At 46.0% G+C, this 16,802-nt stretch carries 14 protein-coding genes; all 14 read left to right on the top strand.

From position 1 onward, the window contains the following. The first annotated feature begins 189 nt into the window (after positions 1 to 189). Complete coding sequence (locus tag LX24_RS01035; RefSeq protein ID WP_166510278.1) at positions 190 to 2,088, top strand: PrkA family serine protein kinase; 1,899 nt, start codon at positions 190 to 192, stop codon at positions 2,086 to 2,088. A 13-nt stretch (positions 2,089 to 2,101) separates the two neighbouring features. Continuing rightward, positions 2,102 to 3,259 carry a sporulation protein YhbH gene (yhbH, locus tag LX24_RS01030; RefSeq protein ID WP_166510277.1) on the top strand — a complete coding sequence of 386 codons (1,158 nt, stop codon included), beginning with the start codon at positions 2,102 to 2,104 and terminating at the stop codon, positions 3,257 to 3,259. Between the two features lie 15 nt (positions 3,260 to 3,274). Next, positions 3,275 to 4,777 carry a SpoVR family protein gene (locus LX24_RS01025; protein WP_166510276.1) on the top strand — a complete coding sequence of 501 codons (1,503 nt, stop codon included), beginning with the start codon at positions 3,275 to 3,277 and terminating at the stop codon, positions 4,775 to 4,777. Positions 4,778 to 5,162: 385 nt separating this feature from the next. Continuing rightward, positions 5,163 to 6,017: an amino acid ABC transporter substrate-binding protein gene (locus tag LX24_RS01020; protein ID WP_166510275.1), complete on the top strand. Its 855-nt coding sequence runs from the start codon at positions 5,163 to 5,165 to the stop codon at positions 6,015 to 6,017. Positions 6,018 to 6,083: 66 nt separating this feature from the next. Beyond that, positions 6,084 to 6,758 (top strand): amino acid ABC transporter permease, encoded by a 675-nt coding sequence (locus LX24_RS01015; protein ID WP_166510274.1) that lies wholly within the window; start codon positions 6,084 to 6,086, stop codon positions 6,756 to 6,758. 17 nt (positions 6,759 to 6,775) lie between these two features. Next, positions 6,776 to 7,531 carry an ectoine/hydroxyectoine ABC transporter ATP-binding protein EhuA gene (ehuA, locus tag LX24_RS01010; protein WP_166510273.1) on the top strand — a complete coding sequence of 252 codons (756 nt, stop codon included), beginning with the start codon at positions 6,776 to 6,778 and terminating at the stop codon, positions 7,529 to 7,531. 116 nt (positions 7,532 to 7,647) lie between these two features. Then, the gene (gene ku / locus LX24_RS01005) at positions 7,648 to 8,499 is read left to right on the top strand and encodes a non-homologous end joining protein Ku (RefSeq protein ID WP_243131556.1); all 852 of its coding nucleotides are present in this window, start codon (positions 7,648 to 7,650) and stop codon (positions 8,497 to 8,499) included. Beyond that, a complete protein-coding gene (gene ligD / locus LX24_RS01000) occupies positions 8,496 to 9,458 on the top strand; it encodes a non-homologous end-joining DNA ligase (RefSeq protein ID WP_243131554.1) in 963 nt (320 codons plus the stop codon). The genes ku and ligD (LX24_RS01000) overlap by 4 nt, the downstream gene beginning before the upstream one ends. A 77-nt stretch (positions 9,459 to 9,535) precedes the next feature. Continuing rightward, entirely contained in the window at positions 9,536 to 10,489 is a 954-nt protein-coding gene (ligD, locus tag LX24_RS00995; protein WP_166510271.1) for a non-homologous end-joining DNA ligase, read from the top strand. A 118-nt stretch (positions 10,490 to 10,607) separates the two neighbouring features. Continuing rightward, positions 10,608 to 11,702, top strand: a complete 1,095-nt coding sequence (gene dprA, locus LX24_RS00990) for a DNA-processing protein DprA (protein WP_166510270.1) — start codon at positions 10,608 to 10,610, stop codon at positions 11,700 to 11,702. A gap of 101 nt (positions 11,703 to 11,803) precedes the next feature. After that, positions 11,804 to 13,948 carry a type I DNA topoisomerase gene (topA, locus tag LX24_RS00985; protein ID WP_166510269.1) on the top strand — a complete coding sequence of 715 codons (2,145 nt, stop codon included), beginning with the start codon at positions 11,804 to 11,806 and terminating at the stop codon, positions 13,946 to 13,948. Between the two features lie 31 nt (positions 13,949 to 13,979). Next, positions 13,980 to 15,311 carry a methylenetetrahydrofolate--tRNA-(uracil(54)-C(5))-methyltransferase (FADH(2)-oxidizing) TrmFO gene (gene trmFO / locus LX24_RS00980; protein ID WP_166510268.1) on the top strand — a complete coding sequence of 444 codons (1,332 nt, stop codon included), beginning with the start codon at positions 13,980 to 13,982 and terminating at the stop codon, positions 15,309 to 15,311. Positions 15,312 to 15,313: 2 nt separating this feature from the next. Then, positions 15,314 to 16,222, top strand: a complete 909-nt coding sequence (locus LX24_RS00975; RefSeq protein WP_166510267.1) for a tyrosine recombinase XerC — start codon at positions 15,314 to 15,316, stop codon at positions 16,220 to 16,222. A 33-nt stretch (positions 16,223 to 16,255) separates the two neighbouring features. Beyond that, positions 16,256 to 16,798, top strand: a complete 543-nt coding sequence (hslV, locus tag LX24_RS00970; protein WP_166510266.1) for an ATP-dependent protease subunit HslV — start codon at positions 16,256 to 16,258, stop codon at positions 16,796 to 16,798. Positions 16,799 to 16,802 lie beyond the last annotated feature (4 nt).

The raw sequence follows: 16,802 nt of genomic DNA, 5'->3' as shown, positions 1-16,802 counted from the left end.
AAATACTGCCAGTTGTCGATTTCAGGCAGCAGTGGGCCTTTATGACACTTCAGCCGGATACTCATTTTAACATTCCTGCATATAAATATAGTACTTGTTTGTTTGATGTGGAGTAGTTGGTTGCATAACCATATGATAGTTGAGGGCCCGGTCCAATAATTAATATTAGCAGTAGGGGAGTGTGAAAAGGTGAATTTTGTTAAGAGATTGGAAGAATTCCGCTCTTTGGAAAAACAGTATAAATGGGAAGGTACATTTTACGATTATCTGGAGGTTGTTAAAGAAAATCCCGCGGTATGCCAACTGGCACATGCCAGAATATACCACATGATACGCGACGCTGGAGTTGAAGAGTTGGAATATGGCGGTAAACGTTACAAGTTTTTCAGCCAGGAAATTTTCGGGCTTGATAACACGTTGGAAAAACTGGTGGAGGAGTATTTTCATCCTGCAGCCCGGCGCCTTGATGTGCGTAAACGTATTTTACTGTTAATGGGACCGGTGAGCGGCGGTAAATCCACTTTGGTGGCCATGTTGAAAAGGGGTTTGGAACAGTACAGCAAGACAGACTGCGGTGCAGTTTACGCCATCAAAAACTGCCCCATGCACGAGGAACCGCTACACCTTATACCCAGAGAATTACGGGCTGATTTTGAAAAAGAGTATGGGATTTATATTGAAGGGGAGTTATGTCCCTCTTGCCGGATGATGTTGGAAACAGAATACGGCGGTAATATAGAAAACGTATTAGTGGAAAGGATTATACTTTCTGAAGACCACCGTGTGGGTATAGGCACATTCACTCCATCCGACCCCAAATCCCAGGATATCGCTGATCTCACGGGCAGCATTGACTTCAGCACCATCGGTGAATATGGTTCCGAATCCGACCCCCGGGCCTACCGGTTTGACGGGGAATTGAATATAGCCAACCGGGGGATCATGGAGTTTCAAGAAATGTTGAAGTGTGACGAGAAATTTCTCTGGAATTTGCTCAGCCTTTCCCAGGAGGGCAATTTCAAGGCGGGGCGCTTTGCTCTAATTTATGCCGATGAAATGATTGTAGCACATACCAACGAAAACGAGTATAAGGCCTTTATCAGTAATAAGAAAAATGAGGCGCTACAGTCCAGAATTATAGTGATGAAGATACCCTATAACTTAAAAGTCAGTGAAGAGGTCAAAATTTATGACAAATTGATAAAACAAAGTGATCTTAAGGATATTCACATTGCGCCCCACGCATTAAAGGTGGCCAGTATTTTCTCGGTGCTCAGCCGGTTAAAGGAAAGCAAAAAGCAGGGCATGGATTTGGTTAAAAAAATGAAGCTGTATGACGGTGAAGATGTGGAGGGTTTCAAACAAAAGGATTTAACTGAATTGCAAAATGAACATACCGATGAAGGTATGAGCGGAGTGGACCCGCGTTATGTAATCAACCGTCTCAGCTCGGCATTAATTCGCACCTCCACCCGCTGTATCAACCCGCTGGATGTACTGCGGGCATTAAAGGATGGACTTGACCAGCATCCTTCTATTTCCAAGGAGGAAAAGGAACGTTTATTAAACTTTATATCGGTGGCCCGCAAGGAATATGATGAACTGGCTAAAAAAGAGGTTCAAAAAGCATTTGTTTATTCTTATGAAGAATCGGCCCGGGTGTTGTTTGACAATTATTTGGATAACGTGGAGGCGTATTGTAACGGTGTGAAAATAAAGGATCCCATCACTGACGAAGAAATTGATCCTGATGAGAAATTAATGCGTTCTATAGAAGAACAAATTGGCGTTTCGGAAAGTGCCAAAAAAAGTTTCCGCGAAGAAATTTTAATCAGGCTGTCTAGTTATGCCCGTAAAGGCAAGCGTTTCGATTACAAATCCCATGAAAGATTAAGGGAAGCTGTGGAGAAAAAATTGTTTGCCGATTTAAAGGATGTGGTAAAAATAACTACCTCCACCAAGACACCCGATGCGGAGCAGCTTAGACGTATAAACGAAGTTAGTGCCAAATTAATTGACGAATACGGGTACTGCAGCATATGTGCCAATGAATTGTTAAAATACGTAGGCAGCTTGCTAAACAGGTAGGTGGTGTTTAAAAATGTCAGGTGAATATACAGTTTCCCGGGAAGACTGGTCGCTGCACCGCAAGGGTGAAATTGACCGGGAACGCCACCGGGAAAAGGTCAGAGAAGCCATCAAAAAAAATCTGGCGGATGTGGTTAGTGAGGAAAGTATTATTTTATCGGATGGCCGCAAGGTAGTTAAAGTGCCCATCCGGTCCCTGGACGAATACCACTTTCGCTTTGATACCGGTAAACAAAAACATGGCGGTCAAGGCCAGGGTAATACCAAAAAAGGGGATGTGTTGGGCAGCGACCAGAAGCATTTTGCCGGACCCGGCAAGGGTAAAGGTGCCGGAGAAGAACCGGGTGTAGATTATTATGAAGCGGAAATCACCATTGATGAATTAGCCCAGTTAATTTTTGAAGACCTGGGTTTACCTAATTTACAGCAAAAGAAAAAACCCGAGCTGGCCTCCGAAGCCTTTGAATTTAAAGATATTCGAAAAAAGGGCATATCCAGCAATATAGACCGCAAAAGGACCATTTTAGAGGCCCTTAAACGAAATGCGAGACAGGGCAAGCCGGGTTTTGGTAAGATAACCAAAGAGGATTTACGCTATAAAACCTGGGATATCACACATAAATATGAAAGTAATGCGGTAGTTCTGGCCATGATGGACACTTCGGGTTCTATGGGGCCATATGAGAAATATATCGCCCGTAGTTTTTTCTTTTGGATGGTACGATTCTTGCGCACTAAATATCAAAATGTGCAAATAGTCTTTTTGGCGCACCATGTGGAAGCCAAAGAAACCACAGAGGAGGAGTTTTTCACCAAGGGGGCCAGCGGGGGCACCCGCTGCTCGTCGGTATATAAATTAGCCTTGGAAATAATAAATAGCCGGTATAATCCCCAGGATTATAATATTTATGCCTTTCATTTTTCAGATGGAGATAACTTGACCTCCGATAATGAAAAATGCGTCAAATATGTCAAAGAGCTGGTAGAAATGTGTAATCTGGTCGGTTACGGAGAAATTGAAGGGCCGTATTACCATACCAGTACGCTGCGCACGGCCTTTAAAAAAATAGTGGATCCTAAGTTCACCAGCATTGGTATCAAGGGTAAAGGCGATGTTTATCCTGCTTTGAAAACTTTTTTCAATCCCCACCCGGAAAACAAAGTGCAGTAGGGGGAGGTGTTGGTTTTGCATCCACAGGAAGAGATTAAGGTACTGGAGAAGTCTATTGAGGAAATAACCACCATTGCGAAAAAGTTTAACCTTGATTTTTACAACATGTACTTTGAAATATGCCCGGCGGATATTATCTATTCCTTTGGCTCGTACGGTATGCCCACCCGTTTTTCCCACTGGACATTCGGCAAGGCATACCACAAAATGAAAACCCAATATGATTATAACCTCAGCCGTATTTATGAAATGGTTATCAACACTGATCCCTGCTATGCTTTTTTGCTGGAGGGTAATTCGCTGGTACAGAATAAAATGGTTATTGCCCATGTTCTGGCGCACTGTGATTTTTTTAAAAATAATTATTATTTTAGCCGGACATCCAGAAAGATGGTGGAAAGTATGTCCGTGGCTGCTGATCGTATCAGGAGCTATGAGTTTAAATATGGTCGGGATAAGGTGGAAAGTTTTTTGGATGCTGTAATTTCATTGCAGCAAAATGTAGACCCCGAGCGCCACATCAACCCGGGCGGGGGCAAACATAGCGGGCGTAGAACCAGTGAACAATCATGTCAGGGACACTCCTGTACAGGGGGTAAATGCTGCCAGGATGGATGTCGCCAGGATGGCCGCGGGCAAAATGATTCCGGGCGGACCACCCCTTATGATGATCTGTGGGACCTGGATAAACGTGAATGCAAAGGTAAATACGAGGAAACCGGTGAAGAGGCAATAAAAATACCTGAACATCCTGAAAAGGACCTACTGTTTTTTATGATGAATTACGGGCGAGATTTACAGGAATGGCAAAGGGATATTATATCCATTGTAAGGGAAGAAATGTTGTATTTTTGGCCTCAGATGCAGACTAAAATTATGAATGAGGGTTGGGCCACATACTGGCATATGCGCATTATGCGGGAAATGGATTTAAACGAGGATGAAGCGTTGGAGTTTGCCAAGACCCACGCTGGGGTCATTCAACCGTCTAAGTACCATATTAACCCTTATTTTTTGGGCCTAAAAATATTTGAAGATATTGAGAAAAGGTGGGATAATCCCACCGCTGAAGAAAAAGAACGGTACGACCGCCCGGGCGGTGAGGGTAAACAAAAAATCTTCGAGGTTCGGGAAACAGAAAATGATATATCCTTTATACGCAATTATTTGACTAGGGACATAGTTGAAGAATATGACTTGTATTTATATAAAAAGGTAGGCTATGATTGGAAGGTAACTGATAAAGAATGGGAAAGCGTGCGGGATGGATTGGTAGCAAACCTTTACAATTGCGGTTTTCCGTATATTGTGGTGGAAGATGGTGATTTCGGCAAGAGAGGGGAAATCTACCTGAAGCATGTACATGAGGGAACGGATTTGGATATTTACTACCTGGAAAGAACACTGCCCCATGTATATAAGGTTTGGGGGCGGGCGGTGCACCTTGAAACAGTGGTGGATGGTAAAAGGGTTGTGTTTACCTATAACGGTGAGAAAACAAGTAAAAAATTCATTTAAGATAGTTTAGAGTTTGTTTGGGAAAAATAGGCTTTGATGGCAGGTGTTGAAAGGTTGAAAGATTAAATCTTTCAACCTTTCAACACCTGGTACCTGCAATAACACCACAATAACAGGCCAACGCAGAGATTATAAATCTCGCACGAATTTGTCGGACAGCTTATTTTGAACTCTGTCCGGTATTGCAGTTTTTTAGCGTGAATAACAGTCAAAGAATTAACTTTTTAAAGTTTTAATAAATTCTTTTAAACAATCCTTTTAATATTACTTCCTATACTAAAGTACACTTTTAATATTTTCCAACATTGTTAGAGTATTGACTTCAATTCTTTAGTTGGTTAAACTATTGTGGAAGATTATATTTTGTCGAAGGAGATGAACACAATTGCGTAGAATCAAGTATCTATGGCTGCTGGTTCTGGTGCTGGGACTGGTGCTGGTGGTGGCGGGTTGCGGCGGCGAGCCGGCGGACAACTCGGGTGGACAAGCTGCAAATGACACCGAAAAGACCAGTTGGGAATTGATCCAGGAAAAGGGCGTTATGACCGTTGGATTGGATGATACCTTTAGACCCATGGGCTTCCGGGATGAACAGGGTAACCTGGTAGGATTTGATATTGACATGGGCAAAGAATTTGAAAAACGCCTTGGTATTACTCTAGAGTGGATTCCCACCGATTGGAGCGGAGTTACAGGCGCACTGAACGCAAAGAAATTTGATGTGGTTATTAACGGCATGAGTATTACCGATGAGCGTAAAAAAGTTATCGATTTTTCCATACCGTATGTTAATGCCAGCATCGGCATGGCGGTGCTGAAGGAAAACACCGACATCAACACCAAAGATGATTTACAGGGCAAAATAATAGGCACCCAGGCCGGTAGTTCCGGTTATGAAGCCTGCAAAAAATTGGTGGAAGAGGGTATTATTACAGAGGGCAACCTCAAGCAGTACAACCAGTATCCTGAGGCTTTCCAGGATCTGTCCCTTGGAAGGGTTGACGTGGTGGTGGTTGATGTGACCACGGCTGAGGATTATATCAATCAAAAGCCGGATACTTACAAAATCGTAGAGGAGCCCCTGGTAGAGGATATGTACGCCATTGGTCTGCGGAAGGAAGATAAGGATTTGAAAGAGGTACTGGATAATACGCTCATTGAAATGATGGAAGATGGCACATTGTCCGAGATCTCGAAAAAGTGGTTTGATGGCAAGGACATGATTGCCATGCCGAAATAATATGACAGGGCGCGATTCATCGCGCCCTATCAATCGTTAAGATAGCTGATAACGGGGTGTTTAATATTGCGCATCGGGCCAATTGACGTGGAATTTTTACTGGCTATAGCGCCGCTACTTTTTAAAGGCGCGTTAATGACCATCGAGCTTACTGTACTGGCCATTTTTTTTGGCACCATAATCGGTTTATTTGTTGCTTTGATGAAAGTTTCCCGTTTTAAAATACTTGCGGTGATTGGCGGTTTTTATACCTGGGTAATTCGCGGCATACCGCTGTTGGTGCAATTATTTATACTATATTATGGCCTGGCACAGTATTTTGACATCCAATTAAGCCCGAAGGCCGCGGCGGTACTGGGACTTAGCATTTGTGGCGGGGCGTATATAGCTGAAATTATAAGAGCGGGCATTCAATCTATAGACAAAGGCCAGATGGAAGCGGCCTTGTCTCTGGGCATGTCCACCGCCCAGGCTATGCGGCGGGTAATTTTACCCCAAGCTTACCGGCGCCTGCTGCCCCCCATGGGCAATGAATTTATTGCCCTGATGAAGGATACCTCGCTGGTGTCGGTCATTACCATGGTGGAACTGATGCGCACGGGTATACTGCTTAATACAACATATTTTCGCTCCATGGAAATATATTTAACCGTAGGTATTATTTATTTAATCATGACGACATTTTTTATCTATATCATCAGTCGCTTGGAAAAACGACTGGCCATATCCGACGGCGACTAACGGAAGGTGATATACTTGTGATCGTAGCGGAACACATTAATAAATATTTTGGAAAACTGCATGTGTTAAAAGATGTCAGCCTTACCGTCGCCAGGGGTGAGGTGGTGGTCATTATTGGTCCCAGCGGTTCCGGCAAAAGCACCTTCTTACGCTGTCTCAATTACCTGGAGACCATTGATGACGGGTATATCACCATGGAAGGACAGCCCATTGGTAAAAAGAAGTTGCCCAATGGCCGTTTGGTGGATGACAGCAGAAAGAATATTTATCGTTTGCGAAGTCGTATGGGGATGGTTTTTCAGCGCTTTAATTTGTTTCCGCACCAGACGGCGTTGCAAAATATAATGGAAGGACCCATTACAGTATCCAAGACACCGGTGGCTGAAGCAAAATCCCGGGCTTTGGAACTGTTGGCCAAGGTGGGTTTGGCGGATAAAGCCGATGCTTACCCTGTACAGCTTTCCGGCGGTCAGCAGCAGCGGGTGGCCATTGCCAGGGCGCTGGCTATGCAACCCCGGGTAATGCTGTTTGATGAACCCACCAGCGCCCTGGATCCTGAACTGGTGGGAGAAGTGCTGGAGGTGATTAAGGATTTGGCCCGGGACGGGATGACCATGATTGTCGTCACACATGAAATGGGTTTTGCCCGGGAAGTGGCCGATCGAGTTGTTTTCATGGATGACGGCAGGATCCTGGAAGATGCCGACCCGCAAAAAATTTTCTCTAATCCCGAACACCCCCGTACCAGGGAATTTTTGAGCAAGATATTATAACCTGCGCACACTAAGTTATGACATTGTAAAGTTAATATTAACAGGAACTATTTACCCCCTAAATGCGGGGTTATTTTTTTTGGTGTCAAACAATAATAAAATTACGATTTAACTACATGCATGCTTTATTTGCCAGGGAAGGTGAAAGAATGCGGGCCCTTTGGAAAGGTGCCATTACCTTTGGATTAATATACGTTCCCGTGAAAATGTATGCTGCCACCGAAAAAAAAGATGTCAAGTTTAACTATTTACATGCCCCGTGTCATACCCCGCTGCGTTATGTACGCTATTGCCCTCATTGTGCCGCGGAAGTAAAAACAGATGAAATAGTGCGTGGCTATGAGTATGAAAAGGGTCAATACATAACCGTTACGGAAGATGAGCTGGCCGGCTTATCAGGAGATAAGAACCGTAGTGTGGATATTATTGATTTTGTAGATTTACAACAAATTGACCCTGTATATTTTGATCGCTCTTATTATTTAGGTCCGGGGGAGGGTGGTAAAAAGGTCTACGAATTGTTGAGACAGGCTATGCAGCAGACATCCCGGGCGGCTATTGCGCTAATAACCATAAGAAACAGGGAATCACTGGCTGTAATTCGTCCCACTGGACAGGCGTTGGTTATGGAAACCATGTTTTATGCCGACGAAGTGCGTGCTGTTGAGCAAGTAGAGAATATCGGCGGCCAGGTGAACCTGCATGAAAATGAAGTTAAGATGGCAGTAAACTTGATTGATAATCTGTCCACAGACTTCGAACCCGTCAAATACACCAGTACTTATCGCGAAAAGCTGCATGAAATGATCCGGGCCAAGATTGCTGGTGAAGCGGTGTTGGAAAAACCGGCCGCCCCTGCAACGGAAAATGTTGTTGACCTGATGGCTGCGTTAAAAGCCAGTATTGAAATGGCCAAGGAAGAACGTGGTAACCGGAAAAAACGCCAGGTAGTTGGAAAAGGTTCATGAGCATCATGGCTGCGAAGGCACTTCCTCTGGTTAAACCAATGCTGGCTGTTCCCGCCCAACCCTTTGATGACCCAAACTACTATTATGAGATTAAATGGGACGGGTATCGCTGCCTGGCCTACCTAAACGGTGAGACCACACTGCTTTCTAGAAACTTAAAGGATATAACCGGCACCTTTCCCGATTTGGGTGACCTGTGCCAAAAGGTAAAGCATGGTCCCCTGGTGCTGGACGGTGAGATTATAGTACTAAAGAACGGTAAACCTTCGTTTGATGCATTGCAATCCCGGGCCAAGCTGGTTGATGAACAGCGAGTTCACCGGGCGGCGCTCAATCTACCGGCTATTTATATGGCTTTTGACATTTTATATCACCGGGGTGAGTCGATTATGCAGTCTCCTTTAAGCCGGCGCTTGGAATGTCTGCAGGATGTTGTAACCGCCAGCGATAATTTTTTAATCTCCGAGCCCGTGATTGGGGAAGGGGTTGTGTTTTACCGGGCCTGTGTTGCCCGGGGACTGGAAGGGGCGGTTGCTAAGCGGAAGGATAGTAAATACATACCCGGTACCCGTTCCGTGTACTGGAAAAAACTACGCCATACCAGGGAGGCTGATTTGGTTATATGTGGATACCGGGTGGGGCGAGGTAGTAGATTGCTGGGGTCGCTGGTGTTGGCCGCCTGGGATGGAACAGGTTTTATTTACCAGGGAATGGTAGGCAGCGGGTTAAGCCACAGCGAAGAAGTTCATTTATTAAAAAAAATGGCTGTTCTTGTTACAAGCAGTCCATCCATTAAAGACAGTCCCCCACCGGTGCGGGATGTACAATGGGTACAGCCCCTGCTGGTCTGCCGGGTGGAATATTTAACCCTCACCAGGGAAGGTTTTTTGCGTCATCCGGTATATAAAGGGCTTCGAACGGATAAAGTTCCCGGGGAGTGCGAGCCGGTCTTGCGGTAGGGCTAAACAGGGGCGGTATAAATATTGAAAACTTTTTAGTGGTGTATCTACAAGGCGTTGGAAAGAGGTGGAGGCTGGTGTCCGGTATAAAACGGGAAATAGTGGAAATCCAGGGCAAGGTATTGACCTTAACCAATCTTGATAAGCTCTTTTGGCCGGAAGCCGGTATTACCAAGGCACATTTAATAAAATACTATCTGAATATGGCGCCCTACATATTGCCATATATATATAACCGGCCGCTGGTGATGAAAAGATATCCCGATGGTATCAAGGGCGATTATTTTTATCAAAAGGAATGTCCCTCCTACGCACCCCGGTGGGTGGAAACATATCCGGTCAAGCATACCGGTAAAATTATCAATTATATTATATGTAATGATCTTCCGACCCTAATTTGGCTGGCTAACCAGGGTTGTTTGGAAATTCACGCCTGGCTAAGCCGGGTGGAGGACATCGATTACCCGGATCTCGCGGTATTTGATTTGGATCCCGGCGAGGGGGTTGCATTTGACGAGGTGCTCAAAGTGGCTTTGCTGGTAAGGAATATGCTTGAGGAATTTGGCATCACCGGATTTCCCAAAACTTCGGGGTCTAGTGGAATGCATATCTTTATTCCTTTGGCTGCAAAACACACCTTTGCCGAGGTTACCGAAGCTATGAAAAGACTGGCGGAAATTATTGTCAGAGCTTACCCCGGTGGAGTTACTTTAGAAAGAAGTATTGCCAGGCGCAAGGGAAAAGTCTACCTTGATTACCTGCAGAACGGGCGGGGTAAAACAATGGCCTTTACCTACAGCCCCAGACCGCTGGCGGGGGCTCCCGTGTCCGCCCCGTTAACCTGGACAGAGGTGGAGGGAAATTTAGTCAGGCCAGATAGCTTCAACATAATGAATATTATTGACCGGGTTGAAAAAATTGGTGATTTATTCGCCAAGCTGCCGGCTTCAAAAAATAGAATTGATCTGTTTATTAAGAATAACCGATTACAAATACTCGGAGCCAATACTATTAATTCAGAACTTATTTAAAGTATAATTGATATTACAATTTTTTGGAACAAGCAGGAAAATCCTCTTTGATATTGAACATGTTGCTGTATGGCCTTATGTCCCGTTCAGTTCAATAAATGGCCCGGTGGTGATTTGTATGGATGAAAAAATATACTGGCTTGCTTGGCATATTGTTCTGGCCGGGCAGGCCCGTAAGTTTTGGGCAATCATGAAATATTTCGGTACCCCCAAAACAGCATGGCTGGCCCCGGACAGTGAGTTTGATTCGTTGACGGGCTCGCATCATAATAAGGCGGGAAAAATGCTGGAGCGCCGAAAAAATTGTGATTTGTTCACAGTGGCTAGCTACCTGAATAACAATAAAATGTCCGTGCTTTTTTATACAGACAATCGTTATCCAGAGCAGTTGAAAAATATTTATGACCCTCCGCCGGTATTATTTGTATCCGGGCGAGCAGATTGTTTGAATGATACCACCGTGGCCTTGGTTGGCGCTAGGAAAGCTACTCCTTACGGGCTCAGTGTTGCGGAAAATCTAGCCCGGGAATTGGCCGGTGCCGGTGTGACCGTGGTCAGCGGCATGGCCAGGGGAATAGATGCTGCTGCCCACCGTGGTGCGCTGGACGCTGGTGGTAAGACCATAGCCGTGCTGGGCTGCGGGGTTGATGTGGTTTATCCCAGGGAAAACGGCAGGTTAATGGGTAATATTATGCAAAACGGCGCGGTGATCAGTGAATTTCCACCGGGTACCCCGCCGGATGCCTGGCATTTTCCGGTGCGTAACAGGATAATCAGCGGTCTTAGCAAGGCGGTGGTGGTGGTGGAGGCCGCCCGGCGGAGCGGTGCTTTAATAACAGCCCATGTGGCTCTGGACCAGGGCCGGGATGTAATGGCAGTGCCGGGGAATATTACATCCAAACTGAGCCGTGGTCCCAATGAGCTTATTAAACAGGGCGCGGCACCGGTGCTGGATGCCGGAGATATAATAGAAGAACTGGGACTTGTGACCACAATGAAACCGGTAATGCCCGGGGAGTCCGCCGGGGGTTTAAAATTAAACGATAATGAAAAACTATTGCTTAAATTATTAAACTTTGAAGCTGTTTCCCTGGAAAACATAGTTCAAAAGTCGGGCCTTGGCGCCGGGGAAGTGATGTCGGCATTAATGTTCCTTGAAGTAAAGGGACTGGTCAGGCAGTTGCCCGGCAGGCAGTATGTCCTTATGAGGTAAATAATGTTCTAAAAAACAGTGCTAATGGATAGATTTTATAAAGCGGTACCCGGTATGGATTTTATTGATCGGTTATCGAACCTAAACTTGAGGTGAACCGTGTGGCAAAAACTTTGGTAATTGTAGAATCACCGGCTAAGGCGAAAAGCCTGAGCAAATTTCTCGGCAAAAAATATACTGTCAAGGCGTCAATGGGACATGTGCGGGATTTGCCCAAAAGTCAGTTCGGGGTTGATATACAGGAGGGTTTTAAACCCAAGTATATAACCATCAGGGGTAAAGGGGATATCATTAAAGAGTTGAAGGCCGCCACCAAAAAGGCTGATAAGGTGCTTTTAGCCTCTGACCCCGATCGGGAGGGGGAAGCTATTGCCTGGCACTTGGCTCATGTGTTGAATATTGATGAACGAGATCCATGTCGGATCGCCTTTAATGAAATCACCAAACAGGCGGTGCAACAAGCAGTAAAACACCCGCGTCCCGTTGACCGGCGCAAGGTGGATGCCCAGCAGGCCAGGCGTATTCTGGACAGGTTGGTGGGTTATAATCTGAGCCCGCTGCTATGGCGCAAGGTTAAAAAAGGTTTAAGCGCCGGTCGTGTGCAATCGGTAGCCATGCGGCTGATTTGTGAACGCGAGGAGGAAATACAGGCCTTTGAACCGGAAGAATACTGGTCTCTGGTTGCAAAGCTGGTCAAAGGCAGAACGGGCAGCCTGGAGGTAAAATTACATAAAATTGACGGGCAAAAGGCCCATATTCCCAATGAAGCCCGGGTCAATGAAATTAGAGATGATCTGCAAAACGAAACCTTTGAAGTGGCAAAGATTTCACGGAGGGAGAAAAAGAGACAACCCGCTTTACCATTTACCACCAGCAGCATGCAGCAAGAAGCCTATCGCAAATTAAACTTCACCGCCCGAAAAACCATGATGGTGGCCCAGCAGCTTTATGAAGGATTGGATCTGGGTAAGGAAGGCCCGGTGGGTTTGGTTACTTATATTCGTACCGATTCCACCCGGATATCTGAAACTGCGGAACAGGAAGCGGATGCCTTTATTATCGAACGTTTCGGTGCCCAGTATGTGCCGGGTGAAAAAAGACGCGCGGCACCAAAGGGAAGGGCCCAGGATGCCCACGAAGCTATAAGACCGACTTCGGTGCAGCGGGAACCGGAAGGCATTAAGCAATTTTTAACCCGTGACCAGTATAGATTGTACAAGTTGATTTGGGAAAGATTTGTGGCCAGCCAGATGAGTCCGGCCATCATCGAAACCACCGGAGTGGATGTACAGGCGGGGAAATATGTTTTCCGTGCCACAGGCTCTATTGTTAAATTTGACGGCTTTATGCGGGTTTACATTGAAGGGCGCGATGATGAGGAAGAGGCCGGCGAAATTAAAACACTGCCGGAGCTTAAGGAAGGCGAACAATTAAAATTGCGGGCGTTGGTGCCTAAACAGCACTTTACTCAACCGCCGCCCCGGTTTACTGATGCCACCTTGATAAAGACCTTGGAGGAAAAGGGTATTGGCAGGCCCAGTACTTACGCACCCATTGTGGATACCATCCTCAAAAGAGGTTATGTTGTACGGGAAAAGAAAAATTTTTACCCCACCGAACTTGGTTTGGTGGTGGTAGATCTATTGAAAAAATATTTTTATGATATTATCGATGTGGAATTCACTGCTGAAATGGAACAAAAATTAGACGATGTTGAGGAAGGGGATGCTAATTGGGTAAACATTATAGAAGACTTTTATATCCCCTTCAAGGAGCTTCTGGAAGTTGCGGATCAGGAAATCGAGCAGATTCAGGTGGAGGACGAGGTAACTGACGAAGTATGTGAGTTTTGTGGCAGGAATATGGTGATCAAGATGGGTCGTTACGGTAAGTTTTTAGCATGTCCGGGGTTCCCGGAATGTAGAAACGCCAAGCCGTTATTGGAACCCACAGGTATATCTTGCCCTAATTGCCAGGGTGAGCTAGTCTTAAGACGTAGCAAAAAGGGAAGAAAATTTTATGGGTGCAGTAATTATCCCGAGTGCGAATTTGTGGTCTGGGATAAGCCAACTAAACGTAAATGCTCCCTGTGCAACAGTATGATGGTGCTAAAGGAAAATAAAAAAGGCCGGCTCTATCAATGTATTAATAAAGAATGTGGTAATAAGCTAGAAGCCGCCGATGATGAAATGGATAACCATGAAGTTACCGTAAACGAATCGAATGATACTGCAAGTGCCTACTAAACTTGGATTTTGCCTTACAGAGGTGGCAGGAGTGCAAAAACCGTTAATTGTTATCGGAGCCGGCTTGGCCGGTTCCGAGGCCGCCTGGCAGGCGGCCTGCAGGGGGGTACCCGTACGGCTTTATGAAATGCGGCCTGAAAAAAATACACCGGCGCATCAAACCGGCTATTTTGCCGAACTGGTTTGCAGTAACTCCCTTAGAGCCCGGGCGCTGGAGAACGCTGTGGGTTTGTTAAAGGAGGAAATGCGCAGGGTTGGTTCCATTATTATGCGGTGTGCCGATCGTAACAGCGTACCGGCCGGGGGGGCACTGGCTGTGGACCGGGAGAGTTTTGCCCGGGACGTTACCAGTATGCTGGAGCGGCACCCGCAAATTACGGTATGTAGAGAAGAATGTACTGATATAACCAATGGGGTGGTTTTGGTTGCCTCGGGTCCATTGACCTCGGATCTGTTGGCGGACAAAATAAGAGAGTTCACGGGACACGAATATTTATATTTTCATGATGCCGTAGCTCCTATTGTCAGCCTGGAATCCATCAATATGGATAAAGTTTTTTGGGCATCTCGTTATGATAAGGGTGAGGATGATTATTTGAACTGCCCTATGAATGAAGATGAATACACAGACTTCCAACAGGCTTTGGCTGCCGCAGAGCGGGCGCCTCGTAAAGATTTTGAGCAAGAAATTAATTTCGAAGGCTGCATGCCCATCGAAGTGCTGGCCCGGAGGGGGCGTGATACTATGCGCTACGGACCGCTAAAACCTGTGGGACTGACCGACCCGCGCACGGGTAAAAGACCTTATGCCGTGGTACAGTTGCGCAGGGATAATGCGGCTGGTACAATGCTTAATATAGTCGGCTTCCAGACCCATCTCAAATGGAGCGAACAAAAACGGGTATTCAGCATGATACCAGGTTTGGAGCAGGCCGAGTTTGTGCGTTATGGAGTTATGCATCGAAATACATATATCAATTCCCCCGTGCTATTAAAACCCACTTACCAATGCAAACTAAAGGAGGATTTGTTTTTTGCCGGGCAACTGACGGGAGTGGAAGGGTATGTGGAATCGGCAGCTTCGGGGTTGGTGGCCGGTATCAATGCAGCTATGCTATTAAAGGGACTAAAGCCACTGGTTTGGCCTCACCAAACAGCCCACGGCGCTTTGGCGCGTTACATTACATCGGCGGATGCCCGCCATTTCCAACCTATGAACATTACTTTCGGTCTTTTCCCGCCCCTGGAGGAGAAAATCCGGGACAAAAAGAAACGCTATGCTATGTATGCCGCCCGGGCGTTGGAAAACTTGAAGCAATTCAAAGAAGAATTGTTACATTGTCATAAGTACTGTGAGGATTAAAAATGTACGGGTATATGGATGGCTTTTTTGTATATTTACAAACCGAAAAAAATGCTTCCCCCCATACCGTTAAGAGTTATGATGATGATTTATATGATGGACTTACTTTTTTCGCCCGGTTCATGGGCCGGGAAGACTATAATATCCACCCGGGCCAGATTACCAAAGAATTATTTCGGAGTTACCTGGCGGATATGCGTGCGCGCCGGAAATCAGGCGCCACCATAGCCAGGCGGGTATCCACCTGGCGGTCTTTTTTCAAATACTTGTGCCGGGAAGGAGTTTTGGAAGATAACCCCCTTTCTGGAATAAGTATTCCCAAGCGTGATAGGAAATTGCCTCTCTTTTTGGCGGAAGCCGATATGGCACGGTTGGTGGAATGTCCCCAGCGGCAAAAATTGTTAGGTGCACGGGACCGGGCTGTCCTGGAAACTTTATACGGTGCCGGTATCCGGGTGAGTGAACTGGTGGGTATTAATATCGGTGATGTGGACCTGAGCAGGGGAACAGTAAAGATTACCGCCAAAGGAGATCGGGAACGTTTGGCCCCACTGGGCGGCTTTGCATTGGATGCGTTGCGTTATTATATGCACCAGGTGCGCCCGCTATTAATAGCAAGGAAAAAGGGTCGGCAGGAGGCCCTTTTTGTTAATAGCAAAGGTGGCCGGTTAACAGATAGAGGTGTACGCTGGCTGGTTAAGCAATATGTACAACAGTTGCAGCTGCAGGCAAAAATCAGCCCGCATACTTTTCGCCATTCATACGCTACCCATCTACTGGATCGTGGTGCTGATTTGCGGTCGGTGCAGGAGCTTTTGGGGCATGCACGGCTATCCACCACCCAAATTTATACCCATTTAAGCAAGGAACGTATCAAACGAGTTTATGATCAATGCCATCCCAGATCTTGACTGTATAATTGACCTTAAAGGAGAATTGAGATTATGTTTCATGCCACCACCATAGTGGCCGTAAAACAAGGCAATGAGGTAGCCATGGCCGGCGACGGTCAGGTGACCCTGGGTGAAAACACCATATTAAAACACAATGCCCGCAAATTGCGCCGTTTGCATGGCGGGGAGGTGTTAGCCGGTTTTGCCGGTTCGGTGGCTGATGCCATTACTTTATTTGAAAAGTTCGAGGGCAAACTTGAATCATATCAAGGTAATATGAAAAGGGCGGCGGTGGAACTGGCCAAAGAATGGCGCACTGATAAATACCTGCGCCGTTTGGAGGCACTGCTGATTGTAGCTGATAAAGAATGTATTTTGGTCATCAGCGGTAATGGTGAAATTATTGAGCCTGATGATGGAGTGGTGGCTATTGGTTCCGGCGGCTCGTACGCCATAGCGGCCGCCCGGGCGCTGGTCAAACATACCGGCATGAATGCCGCCGAAATAGCCAGGGAGGCGTTATCCATTGCTTCTGAAATCTGTGTTTATACCAATGATCATATCATAGTTGAGACATTAAAAAATGGAGGTTAAAAGT

The organism is Desulfallas thermosapovorans DSM 6562 (assembly GCF_008124625.1).
GTDB classification, from domain to species: domain Bacteria; phylum Bacillota; class Desulfotomaculia; order Desulfotomaculales; family Desulfallaceae; genus Sporotomaculum; species Sporotomaculum thermosapovorans.
The sequence above is the reverse complement of the archived record's forward strand: the minus strand, read 5'-3'. Positions and strand labels throughout refer to the sequence as shown.

Coding starts and splice junctions, on each gene's coding strand:
- ligD (WP_243131554.1), top strand. CDS start 8,496: ATGAGCATCATGGCTGCGAAGGCACTTCCTCTGGTTAAACCAATGCTG.
- ku (WP_243131556.1), top strand. CDS start 7,648: ATGCATGCTTTATTTGCCAGGGAAGGTGAAAGAATGCGGGCCCTTTGG.
- yhbH (WP_166510277.1), top strand. CDS start 2,102: ATGTCAGGTGAATATACAGTTTCCCGGGAAGACTGGTCGCTGCACCGC.
- LX24_RS00975 (WP_166510267.1), top strand. CDS start 15,314: ATGTACGGGTATATGGATGGCTTTTTTGTATATTTACAAACCGAAAAA.
- dprA (WP_166510270.1), top strand. CDS start 10,608: ATGGATGAAAAAATATACTGGCTTGCTTGGCATATTGTTCTGGCCGGG.
- hslV (WP_166510266.1), top strand. CDS start 16,256: ATGTTTCATGCCACCACCATAGTGGCCGTAAAACAAGGCAATGAGGTA.